The sequence below is a fragment of the Deefgea rivuli DSM 18356 genome (assembly GCF_000620145.1).
GTDB classification, from domain to species: domain Bacteria; phylum Pseudomonadota; class Gammaproteobacteria; order Burkholderiales; family Chitinibacteraceae; genus Deefgea; species Deefgea rivuli.
This window is the reverse complement of sequence record NZ_JHVM01000012.1, coordinates 110,634-123,044: the sequence shown is the minus strand read 5'-3', so window position 1 is coordinate 123,044 and position 12,411 is coordinate 110,634. Positions and strand designations below refer to the sequence as shown.

Genomic DNA, 12,411 nt, shown 5'->3' with positions numbered 1-12,411 from the left:
CGGCTTCGGCTTCGGCTTCGGCTTCGGCTTCGGCTTCGGCTTCGGCTTCGGCTTCGGCTTCGGCTTCGGCTTCTAGTGTAGGGTCTTCTGCCAGAATTAAATCAAGCAATGGCAAATCAGAATCAGTCGATTCAGTTAGCTCAGCCAATGGTGCAATGTAATCTTCTGGAACTGCGATATATTCGGCTTCATCCGCTGCCACACTTTCAGATACGGCTAAATCCAGAGAAAGCAAATCAGAATCGCCAGCTTCAAGCAATGGTTCTGCAAATGGCGCGATGGTCTCTTCTGGAGCGGTGATCAATTCCGGTGCCAGCTCAAGCGCCACACTTTCCAATGCAGGCTCGACCAAATCCAGCGAAGGTAGATCCAGTGCCATTAAATCAGCGCTTTCTTGCGCTTGAACTTCTGGCGTTTCCTCGACGAGTAAATCATCAAGCAAGGCATCCAGCGCCACTTCAGGCTCAACTTCCAACTCCGTTGTCGCTAGACTTTCGGCCAGAAGCTCGCTTTCAGCTACTGGCTCTTCCAACAACAGCACTTCATCGCCAGTAGATTGCAATGCGTCCAAGCGAGCAATCAAATCACTTGCCATTGACGGCGCTTGCTCAGCAAAAATATCCGCCATCATGGCATGCAAGGTCTGCACCGCTTCGGCAAATAAAGGGACTTGCTCGCGACCAACTTGCGATAAGTTCTGCAGCGCGTGCTCTAGGGAGTATGCAAGCTCACCCTGAGGTCGGAAGCCTGCTGTAGAGGTGATCCCCCCTAGGGTATGTGCAGCCAGAACAAAATTAGCATCCACTTCGCCGGATTCTGCCAGTACCTCAACGCCGTGCGACAAAGCCGCTAAATATTTACGCGCTTCTTCACAGAAAATAGTAAACAGCGTGGCAGAAACCAATACATTACCAATTCTGATTTCATCCGATTCGGCGATCTCAACGGCAAGCACAGGTTCGCTGACAATGTGATCTTCTTCCTCATCATCAGCAAGTTCGACCTCACTCCGCAGCGCCAACGCTTCGGCTTCAATCGCACTGGCTTCTACTTCCACTTGGCCCGTTTTTTGCAACTGATCAACCCAGCCAACAAACGCAATATGCGTAAAGTCCAGTAAGGCCAACAAACGTTCCGACGCAGGTTTATCCAATTGCAGCCATTTATTTAATAGCTGCTCAATCGACCAAGCCACTTCGCCTAGTTGATAGAGACCCACCATCCGTCCGCTGCCTTTGAGCGTATGGAAACTACGGCGCATCGTTGTAAAGGCTTCACGATCTTGTGGATTGCTATGTAATAGAACTTGCTGGCTCTCAATCGTCGCCAACACCTCAACCGCTTCTTCGAGATACACCTCAAGCAGTTCAGCATCCATCGCCGCTTCAGAGATTGGCAATGCTCGCGCCTCCGCAACGGGCTCTGCGACCGATTCAGCTTCGGCAGCCACCGCCGCACCCGCAATTTCCGGCTCAGCTTCTAGCGAGACCAATTCATCAACAGCAATTACAGCCGCTTCACGGCCGGTTAGGCGTTGCAATAAAGGCAATAAAGCCGCTTCATCATCGCGCTCTTGTGCCAGATCATTCACGTAAAAACCTAAAGCTGACAAGGCTTCAGCAAGATCTTCTAATTCCTGACGTTCTGGAATCGACTCTGCGGCGGCGTGCTGTGTGATGCGCTGCAGACATTCGTGGCTTAAATCAACCGCAGTCTGACGATCCAGCATCATGAGCGCACCTTGCACCTGGCGCAGCATGGGCTCAATCTCAACCAGCGCAGCGCGCTCATCTGGATTACGGAAAAATGCATCCAGAATTTCTTCGATGGCCAATAAATTACTGCGCATTTCTAGAGCGAGCTGCGTCAGTAATAAGCGATCTTGAGCTTCACGGCTGATTTCATCCAAATGCGGCAATTCATTCACCGCGCTTGGGTCATTTAATCGACGCAGCAATGCGCTAACTTGCTCAGCGAAATCATCGGCATGGCTTGGGTAAATGGCGAGCGCATTGTCGGCTAACAATAAACCGGTCGCGACTTCCAGCGCCAGATCCTGACTTGCCGATCCTTGTGTAACCGCAGGCAATAAGCCCGCCCACAAAGCATCTAAACCTTCAATCTGCAACGGCGATGACTTTTGCGCCAATTGCTGCAAAAGATTGCGGACTGTATTGGCTTTTTCTAAATGCCCAGCCGCGACGCGTGACCATGCGTCTTTAGCTAAAGACAGCTCATCACGCAATCCACGCGCCACTTGCTCCGAGGCCATAGCCTCGGCAGACATTACCGTTTGCGCATTAGGGAATAAATCATTTAGATCAAACTCTTTCGCCAAACGACACGCCAAAGGGCTGTCGCAATCGAGCTGAGGCAATAAATACAAAATATCGCGAAATAAACGTTCGGCCACTTTGCTTGAGCCATCGGCCAAACGACGAATTTGCAAATTCAAACGCAGTAAAACCTGCTGCGGATCTAAATCAAACTCCGCACGATTAGTGGCTAAGCCATCCACTAAAGCGGCCGCAGTCCACCAAAAACTGCGTGGTAAAGCACTGGTTTGATGCTTGGCTAACTCGGCCAAACTCGCCGCCATGACGGGTGCAACTTCTTTTTGCCCTTTTAACCAGCGCAGTAAACCACTTTCATAACGAATACGCTGCTGTTTAATGACTTGTGCCATTTCCGCGCTATCAGCCACTTTCTGTGGCAAACCGCTCGGCATACTTAAAAGCAATTGAGGGAAATAGAGTTCAGAGCCTGAGTCATTGCCACCGCGCAACTGCGCCAATTCACGAAACGTCGGCAGTAAAGACAAAGGAATATTAGGCATGCCGACAGTGAGTCGGTCTAAATATTGCCCAATTTCTTGAATCGCACGCAGAGCAAGGGGCAAGCCAATCACATCATGCTCGCCATTTTCTAAAGCCAATAGCACCTGCTCAACTTCTTCACAAAAACGAGCCAAACCGGTCAGTTCAACCAAATCAAGCGCGCCATACGCTTGATGCAAATGAGTTTTGGCGTGTTTTAGTACTGCGGTGTCTTTGTTGGCGGAGTATTGCGAAAGTGCATCACTGGCGCGCGCCAAGGTGCTATCAATTTCAGCCTTGACCCACAACAAAGAGCCCTTATCAAATTCGGTATGCATACTCATGGCGGGGCTCCATGAAGAAGACCAGCCTACTAGAGGCCGGTCTGGAGATTAATTAGAACAAATTAGGATAGTTTGAAACCAGAAACCGAGGCTTTCAATTCAGCTGCAAGGCCGGTTAACTGGCCTACCGCAGCTGCGGACTGTTGAGTACCAGCGGTGGTTTGCTCAGTAATCGACAAAATGTCGCGCATCGTGATACTCACCTGGCTTGCCAATTGGGTTTGATCTTCGGTTTCATGTGCAATAGAGCCAATCAAGCGCGCCAATTCACGAGAAACTTTACCAATCTCAGACAGTGCGCTACCCGCCGCATCAGAAAGTTTTGCCCCCTCAACCACACCTTGCGTCGATAATTCCATCGCCGCAACCGCATCATGTGTATCGGCCTGAATCGTTTTCACAATCGCACCGATCTGTTTCGTCGCTTCGCCTGAACGCTCAGCAAGGCGCTGAACCTCTTCAGCCACCACCGAGAAGCCTCGGCCAGCTTCACCGGCAGCCGCAGCTTGAATCGCGGCATTCAATGCCAATACGTTGGTCTGCTCAGTAATGTCAGAAATCAGCTCAACAATCTCGCCAATCTCTTGTGACGATTCACCCAGACGTTTAATTCGTTTCGCAGTTTCTTGAATCTGCTCACGAATTTCGCCCATCCCTTTAATCTGGTTATTTACCGCATCAGCACCCAATTCGGCAGCAGCTAGCGATGTTTTCGCCACGTTAGCTGATTCGGCAGCAGTGCTCGAAACACCTTGAATTGAACTAACAATTTGCGCAACGTTGCGGTTGGTGGTTTCAATTTCTTTGGATTGGCGCTCTGCTGCAGAGAGCAATACAGTTGAAATTTCTTGTGCTTCTGCCGATGAGGCATTCACTTTTTCGGTTGCGCGGTTAATACCGGTAATGAGTGTCCGCAACTCTTCAATCGTAAAGTTAATCGAATCGGCAATCGCTCCTGTCAGGTCTTCGGTTACCGAAGCACGAATCGTCAAGTCACCATCCGCCAAATCGCCCATTTCATTCAGCAAGCGCAAAATCGCATCCTGATTTTTACGGTTTTCAGCTTCTGAAGCCAAACGACGTTTTACCGATTCCTGATTAAAGACGCGTACCAACAACAGCAACGATCCCAATGCAATCGCAATAAAAATCAGCTCGACGATAGTAACAATGACGCCACCGACCGAATTGCTATAGACGTCTGCAAGTGATTTGGTATCGGCCAATAATTTATCCGAATCGCGAACAATCGCTTGGTTTGCCAAGCGCGTATTGACCAAAGGCTGCATATTTTTCGAAAAAGCACTTACTACAACTTCAAAATCTTTAAACAGTGTTTGCAACTGCTCAAGTTTATTGGCCATTTCCGATGTGGTTACTGGGCGAATTTGTAAATCTGGATTGCCGTCCAAAAAGGATTTAACAATTTCGTTAAAGGTCGAAACGTCTTTACCGAGCAAGAAAACCACTTCAGGATTAATTAATTCACTTGCCAACATCGCATTCGCATTTTTTGATGTTCGTTGCGATAACATCGCCAACTGATTGGCGTAATCAAGTTCACGCAAAGTACCGCCACTATCGGCGAGTAGCGATGCAAATTGCTGAGTTTGTTCCAGCAATTTTGCATCATTACTGTTAATACCTTCAACGCTGCTACCAACGGACATCAGCGAAGCTCTCTGCTTCAAAATTGTATCCACAGTAGGGCGGCTTGGATTTGGACGGAACGAGGTGTTCCAGACCGACTCAATCTGCTCTAATTGCTCGCCACCTGACACTTGAAATAAGTTGAAGCCGCTACGCCCTTCCATCAGTCGATTCAAGTTGTCATTAAATTTGTTATAAGACTCTTCTAGTACCTTAAATGCATCTGCATTCCCGCGAATGGCTTGTGTCGATGCACGCGCAATCCGCTGCGACAACATCTGCATTTCAGTGGCGGTCGCTTGATTAGCTGCATTAATACTACTTGAACGGAAAGATAAAAATGCAGTAACCGCAAACAGCACAATCCCGAGCACCATCGCCACAAGGAAAATTGCCATTTGCTGGCGAGCAGGTAAATGACCAATTAATGGAATGGGTTTGAGCGACTGAGCGTCATCGCCCTCTGGCAAACGAATTTTATCTAGAATCCATGTAGTTCTAGATGGGTCGAATGCTTTTTTATTTTCGCCTTGACGCGACTTTCCTGCGGTGTCACTGCCTGAAAACAAACCCTTGATGCGATCCATCACTGCCATGCTACCTCCCGCGCCACCCCTGAGTGACTTTTGATTTTTTTAAGTGCTCGTGCAAAAGTTTTATGGCAAGGCTCTACAACGATGCAAGAAAATTTTTGCCTATCTAACTTATGCGATACCTGTCTGCAAAAATGCAGGCTCATTCACTAATTTCACCACATCTAACACGCGCCATAATTGGCCAGAGGCATCTTTATATTTGCCGCCAACCCATGCAGCTTCCGTCGTTTCTAGCGGCATCACCTCTAGATCGGCCAAATGCTTTAAACCCAGCATTTTATTGACCAAAACAGACGCATGCGGCAAATGACGTGGCTGTAGCAAAACTAAGCGCGCCAACAAAGTAAAACCTACATGTTGCTGGCCAAAGAACGCAGGCAAATCCACCACACTCACTAAGTTACCACGAATATTGGCAACCCCTTTAAACCACGAATGCGCCAATGGCACGCTCGCCACTACAGGCACGGGCATGACTTCGGAGACATCAGCCAAATCGACCAGCCAATTATCATTGCCAATTTGCAAACCCAAACGAGCATCCACCTGCGCCACTGTCGTTGCACTTTGCAGCCGCTGCATTACACCTTGCTGGTAATCACGCAAACTCACCCGTTCGGTTATTCGCTTTGCCATCGTACGCCCTCAATCGCTACGCTTTTTAAAGCGCGGCGATTTTATTCAGCAATTCTTGTGGATCAACTGGTTTCACAACGTATTCTGTTGCGCCTTGGCGTTTTGCCCAAACCATATCGGTTTCTTGATTTTTAGAAGTGCACATAATAATCGGAATGTTTTTCGTTGGCTCATCCCGTGTAATGGTGCGCGTCGCTTGAAAGCCGTTCATGCCGGGCATAACGACATCCATTAAAATCAAATCAGGCATGATTTCTTTAGTGCGAGCAACGGCTTCTTCGCCCGACTCTAAAGTAATAATTTGAAATCCATTTTTCGTGAGTAATTCACCAAGAAAATGACGCTCAGTCGGAGAGTCATCAACAATCAGAATCTTTTTGATCGTCATAATTTTAAGTCCATTAATTTTGAATTAGGTCGCACTTGCGTGAGTGCCCACGGCAGCCAATAGGCTGTCTTTGGTAAACGGCTTGGTTAAGTATTCATCAGAGCCCACCATACGGCCTCGGGCTCGATCAAATAAACCATCTTTTGAAGACAACATCACCACCGGAGTAGATTTAAAACGCGGATTTTTTTTAATTAAAGCGCAGGTTTGATAACCATCGAGTCGAGGCATCATCACATCAACAAAAATCACATCTGGATGATTGTCGGTTATTTTAGATAAAGCATCAAAACCATCTTCAGCCAAAATCACAGTACATCCAGCTTGCCCTAAAAATATTTCAGCGCTGCGTCGAATGGTATTGCTGTCATCGATAACCATAACCTTAATACCAGCAAGACTAGACATTGGCGATTCCCCATTACTGTTTCAACAACGACAAATATCGTACCAAACTCAGCGCAATCAAATAGTACACCCACGGCAGGTGAACTGATGAACAGTTTATACGTAGTGGAAAATCATAAGGCCTGCGGTAAGGGTTCGACAAGGTGAACCGCGAGAGGTGTTGGCATTTGCCGCCAAATTGCACGCAAAAATGACAAAAAAAAGAAACCCCGACCTAAAGCATGCCAGATCGGGGTCATATATGCGCTTCGAATTGACGAAGCCCCGCTCAGGGAGGAAAAGCGGGAGGTGCAGGGGCGCACCTGTGATTAAGATAGTTTTTCTGACTAAAACATCAAGAAATTGAATCGCCGCCTGTCGGATCAAGCTCGATTTGCCGCTCTTTTGCCGCAGCAAACCAGCCACCCACCACCTGCTCAACTTCATCCACACCTTGCTTTTTAAGGCTAGAAAAAAGCTGCACAGTAATCATTGCATCGTCGGCAAACTCAGCTTTAACCGTACGCAGAGCGAGGACTTTTTCTTGATTATTTAACTTGTCAGATTTAGTCAAAATACAATGAATCGGCTTTCCAGTCGGACGAAACCAGCTCAACATATTTCGATCCAACTCGGTCAACGGGCGACGGCTATCCATAATCAGTACAAGGCCAATTAAATTATCACGGTGGGATAAGTATTGCGCCAATAAGCCTTGCCAGTGTTTACGAATGCGCTCTGGCACATCGGCATAACCATAGCCGGGTAAATCAACCAAGCGGCGCTCGTTGCCGAAGTCAAAGTAATTGATATGCTGAGTGCGCCCCGGCGTTTTGGAAACGTAGGCCAAACGCGTGATATTGGCGAGCGTATTAATTGCGCTCGATTTCCCAGCGTTCGAGCGGCCAGCAAAAGCCACTTCAACGCCTTCATGCGGTAAAGTTTTTAAATCATTAACAGTTGTGAGGAACTGCAAGCCTTGAAATAGGGACATCTGTGGGTGCCATTGTGGTTTGTATCGGAGTCTTGCTATAGAATACCAGTATTTGAACGATTATCGTCGGCACCTTAGACCGACGTACTCCAATACGGGAGCGGATTTATGCGCAGCACGTCTGTTGCAGTGAGCATTGCAGCACTTTTAATGATGTCACCCGCCGTTTTTGCGGCCAGTGTTAAAGGTGATCCAAGCAAAGGCAAAGTCATCGCCGAGCAAGTTTGTGCGGCCTGTCATGGCGTTGATGGAAATAGCGCTGCAAGCGCAAACCCGAGCTTAGCTGGACAACACCCAGAATATATTGTTAAGCAATTGCAAGAATTCAAGAGTCAAAAACGTAAAAACCCAATCATGCTCGGAATGGCAACGCCTTTGACCGATGCAGATATGGCCAATGTAGCCGCTTTCTTTAGCCAGCAAACGCCGAAACAGCGTGGCGCGTCAGACAAAGCCCTGATCGAAGCCGGTAAGAAAATCTATCGCGGCGGTATTGCAGCCAAGAGCGTTCCCGCCTGTATGGCCTGTCACGGCCCAGCTGGCGCAGGGATTCCGACGCAATACCCACTAATGAGCGGCCAACACGGTGCCTATACGATTGCTCAACTCAAAGCCTTCCGCGATGGCGAACGTACTAACAATCAACCGATGATGGATATCGCTGCGAAACTATCCGACGCTGAAATTAAAGCTGTCGCTGAATTTATCCAATCGATTCACTAATCTAATCGATTCACCAAGTGTCAACCGGAACTCATTCCGGTTTTCGCGTACTAAAGGGGGCGATTCGCCCCTTTTTTGATTTTAAAATGACCTCACACACTGTTCCATTTCGCCGCGCTGTATACGATTTATTATCGTCGATGCGCTTTGCGATTAGTTTACTGACGCTGCTTGCGATCGCCTCCATCATCGGCACTGTGCTCAAACAAAATGAGCCTTACGTCAATTATCGTGTTGAGTTTGGTGATTTCTGGTTTAGCATTTTTCAGCCACTCGGTCTTTTTGACGTCTATCACGCCATTTGGTTTTTGCTGATCCTCGCCTTTTTGGTTGCTTCGACCTGTTTGTGCATTTGGCGTCACTTTCCCGGCGTCATTCGCGAAATTCGCGGCTACCGTGAAAAAGCCAGTCAAAACTCGCTACGCCTCATGTCGCATCACCATGAAACCAGCGCCCCACTCGATCAAAGCCAAGTTCTGACGCACCTGACTGAACACGGCTATCGCTATCGCTTGCGTACTGACGGCGATGCAACCGTAGTCGCAGCCAAGAAAGGTAGTTGGCAGCGTCTCGGTTATTTATTCACGCACTCGGCGATTGTGGTGATCTGTATTGGCGGCCTGATGGATGGCAATTTGCCACTCAAAGTTATGGAGATGCTGAATATCAAAACCTCGGAAACACGCAATATTCCGCAAAGCCAAATTCCAGCGCAATCTCGTTTAAGCTCAAATAATTTATCGTTTCGTGGCAATGTCAATTTAAGCGAAGGCAGCTCGGCCAGCGTCGTGTTCCTCAATTCGGGTAATGGTTATTTTGTCCAAGAACTGCCTTTCGTACTCAAACTCAAAAAATTCCATATCGAGCACTATTCGACTGGAATGCCCAAGCTTTTCGCCAGCGATGTAGATGTGCTGGATATTAAAACCGGCGCCTTGTTGCAAAGTGGTACGGTGAAAGTAAACCATCCTCTAGTCGTTAACGGCATGGCAATTTATCAAGCCAGCTTTGGCGATGGCGGCTCAGGTTTAGACTTTATTCAATGGGATCTCAACACTCACACGCAATCGAAATTAGCCGCACAATCGCAAAGTGAACTCGATTTGCAAGCCAGCACAGAGCGCTATCGCCTCGAAATTGGCGATTTACGTCCATTCAATATTGAAACCATAGCCAAGCCAGCCGGTGACACCTCGGCGGTGGCAGTCAATCAATTCCAAACCGCACTCGCGTCGGCACAATCAGTAAAAAGCGAGCGCAATTTACGCAATTTAGGGCCGATGATTCAATTCAAAGTGCGTGATAACACCGGCCAAGCGGTTGAATATCAAAACTATATGCAACCCTTTGTTGAAGGCGATGCAAGTTACTTCATAACAGGTATGCGCCGAGAAGTAGCTACACCTTTTGCTTTCACGCGAATACCCCTTAATGAAGATATGCAGCTCGATACTTATATGCGCTTTAGAGCCGCAATTCTTGATCCTAAATTGCATGCTGAAATCGCCAAAAATACGGCAGCCAAAGCACTCAAAGCAGGAGGCGTTTCCAAAGGCGGCGAAGCGCAGTTTGCTGAAATTACCCAAGGTGTGCTGAGTCAATTCAGCCAAGGTGGCTTCCCGGCGATTGAGCGTTTTCTGGATGAAAAAGTCCCGAAAGAGCAGCGCCAAACCGTCGCGCAGACTTATCTGAAAGTGCTGCAAAGCGCCGCAATTGATGTGATGGATGTCGCGCAAACTCAAGCGGGCTTAGCGCCGATTCCTGTTAGCGACACCCAATATCGCTTTTTAATGGATAGTTTGGTCGCGACCAGCAGCTTATTTGACTATGGTTCGCCCAAGCTTTTGGTGCTTAATGGCTTCTCAGAAGTAAAATCGAGCGGTTTCCAACTGACGCGCTCGCCGGGTAAAAATATTGTCTATCTCGGCTCTTTGTTGCTGATTATGGGAATTTTCTGCATGTTTTATATTCGTGAAAATCGAATCTGGGTGCGTCTCGCACCGAACAAAACTTTAATTGCGATGAGCAGCAACCGAAAAACCGCTGATTTAGACCGTGAGTTTGACGCACATATTGCTGCACTCACCCAGCCCATCACCCCTGAAGAGCCGCGCTAAAATGAATACGCTGAGTTTGAAAAATCGCCGCTTTAATTTACTCGACTGGCTCTTTGCCATCGTGATTTGCGGCTCTGCGCTGTTTGCATGGCAGCAATATCACAATTACCTCGATTATTACGAGCAAGGCATTCTGATCGGCACCGTCGCCGGTTTATGTTGGTTCGGTTGGTTTTGGCCAGCGATGCGCGTGTTCTTTCCTGTGTGCGCAGCCATTTCGCTATTGGCGATCAATCTGTATGCAGGCGATCTGAGCCGAGGGCAAAGCGCATTTTGGCTCAAATACGTGCTCGCCAGCCAATCGGCGGTCATGTGGATGTGCGTGCTATTTTTCCTCGCTACGCTGATGTACTGGGTCGGTTTATTACGTAAATCAGCAAGTGCGCTCAGCATTGCATCGGGCTTAACTTGGGCAGCTGCGGGCGCCGCAATGATTTCCAAATTGGTTCGCTGGTATGAAAGCTATCTGATCGGTACAGACGTTGGGCATATTCCGGTGTCGAATCTGTATGAAGTCTTTATTTTATTCTGCCTGATCACCGCTTTAATGTATCTGTATTACGAAGGCCGCTTTGCCGCCAAGCAAATGGGCGCTTTTGTCTTGCTAGTCATTTCTGCTGCGGTGGGTTTTATTCTTTGGTATTCGCTGGATAAGCAAGCGCATGAAATCCAGCCGCTGATTCCGGCCTTGCAATCGTGGTGGATGAAGATCCACGTACCGGCTAACTTTGTCGGTTATGGTAGTTTTGCGATTGCCTCTATGCTCGGTATCGCACAGCTTTTATCAGCACGCGGCATTTTGACAGACAAACTGCCCAGCTACGACACACTGGGCGAAGTGATGTACAAGGCCATCGCAGTTGGCTTTTTGTTCTTCACGATTGCGACGGTACTCGGTGCAATGTGGGCCGCCGATGCTTGGGGCGGTTACTGGAGCTGGGATCCAAAAGAAACTTGGGCTCTAATTGTGTGGCTTAACTATGCCGCTTGGCTGCATGTGCGCCTCATTAAAGGCTGGCGCGGCGATATTCTGGCGTGGTGGGCGGTGATTGGCTTGTTGGTCACAACGTTCGCCTTTATCGGCGTGAATATGTTTTTATCTGGTCTACACTCCTACGGCGGCCTGTAAGTGTCGCAGCCCCAAAGAAAGCCGCTCATCTTAATGAGCGGCTTTTTTATTGTGCCAATGCTGCGCCAGAGTCTTGAATAAAGAAACTCTAAGCGAGAACATCATGGACTCCACCTATTTCGCAAAAACTACGGCAGGATTCAAAGAAATTACGGCGCGCAGTGCCAATCTCAGTTTTCGTGAGCGGCAACTCTTAATTGTAATTGATGGGCAAATGAGCGTAGAAGCGCTGACTCAGCTGATGCCGCTCGCTGATCTACTCATTCGTCTGGAAAAACTCCAAGCCGCAGGGCTGATCCATGCCGTGGATACAAACTTAAACCCCACACTCTCCAATCTTCAGCCACTCCCCGCCGCAGAAGCGCTGGCGGAGATTCGTAGCATATTACAGCAAGGCAACATGCTGTATTTAGGTGGTAGTTTTACAACAATTTTACAAGCGCAATTCGATCATGCACAAACACCGCAAGAGCTAGAAGATGTGATTGAGACTTGGCACACAGAGCTACTAAACCAAGGAAAAATGCGCTATGCCGAGCAACAAGCTGCGCAGATCAAGTTGCTTTTTGCGATGAGAACCTAGTGCACTGCAACATATTTTTACATTACATAAGGAATAAGCCCGATACTA

The 12,411-nt window shown here is 48.2% G+C and carries 10 protein-coding genes; 4 read left to right on the top strand and 6 right to left on the bottom strand.

Annotated elements, in window-relative coordinates; genetic code table 11:
- From Q320_RS22105 to yihA, 6 genes are all read right to left on the bottom strand, one after another.
- A partial coding sequence (locus Q320_RS22105; RefSeq protein WP_211251182.1) for a FimL-related protein occupies nt 1–3,160 on the bottom strand: 3,160 nt, incomplete at its 3' end.
- Nucleotides 3,161–3,222: 62 nt separating this feature from the next.
- Nucleotides 3,223–5,406, bottom strand: coding sequence for a methyl-accepting chemotaxis protein (locus tag Q320_RS0106270; RefSeq protein ID WP_245590975.1), 2,184 nt, complete (start codon nt 5,404–5,406; stop codon nt 3,223–3,225).
- A gap of 108 nt (nt 5,407–5,514) precedes the next feature.
- A complete protein-coding gene (locus Q320_RS0106265; protein WP_051534524.1) occupies nt 5,515–6,042 on the bottom strand; it encodes a chemotaxis protein CheW in 528 nt (175 codons plus the stop codon).
- A gap of 25 nt (nt 6,043–6,067) precedes the next feature.
- Complete coding sequence (locus tag Q320_RS0106260) at nt 6,068–6,430, bottom strand: response regulator (RefSeq protein WP_027468296.1); 363 nt, start codon at nt 6,428–6,430, stop codon at nt 6,068–6,070.
- A gap of 24 nt (nt 6,431–6,454) precedes the next feature.
- Nucleotides 6,455–6,838: a twitching motility response regulator PilG gene (gene pilG, locus Q320_RS0106255; protein WP_027468295.1), complete on the bottom strand. Its 384-nt coding sequence runs from the start codon at nt 6,836–6,838 to the stop codon at nt 6,455–6,457.
- Between the two features lie 334 nt (nt 6,839–7,172).
- Nucleotides 7,173–7,811 carry a ribosome biogenesis GTP-binding protein YihA/YsxC gene (yihA, locus tag Q320_RS0106250; protein ID WP_027468294.1) on the bottom strand — a complete coding sequence of 213 codons (639 nt, stop codon included), beginning with the start codon at nt 7,809–7,811 and terminating at the stop codon, nt 7,173–7,175.
- Nucleotides 7,812–7,919: 108 nt separating this feature from the next.
- Here yihA and Q320_RS0106245 point away from each other — a divergent pair, with 108 nt between their 5' ends.
- From Q320_RS0106245 to Q320_RS20665, 4 genes are all read left to right on the top strand, one after another.
- On the top strand, nt 7,920–8,534 hold the full coding sequence (locus Q320_RS0106245; RefSeq protein ID WP_027468293.1) for a c-type cytochrome: 615 nt from the start codon (nt 7,920–7,922) through the stop codon (nt 8,532–8,534).
- 86 nt (nt 8,535–8,620) lie between these two features.
- Nucleotides 8,621–10,651, top strand: coding sequence for a cytochrome c biogenesis protein ResB (locus tag Q320_RS0106240; protein ID WP_027468292.1), 2,031 nt, complete (start codon nt 8,621–8,623; stop codon nt 10,649–10,651).
- A 1-nt stretch (nt 10,652) separates the two neighbouring features.
- Nucleotides 10,653–11,780, top strand: coding sequence for a c-type cytochrome biogenesis protein CcsB (gene ccsB, locus Q320_RS0106235; protein WP_027468291.1), 1,128 nt, complete (start codon nt 10,653–10,655; stop codon nt 11,778–11,780).
- A gap of 103 nt (nt 11,781–11,883) precedes the next feature.
- A complete protein-coding gene (locus Q320_RS20665) occupies nt 11,884–12,363 on the top strand; it encodes a hypothetical protein (protein WP_027468290.1) in 480 nt (159 codons plus the stop codon).
- Nucleotides 12,364–12,411: the final 48 nt, after the last annotated feature.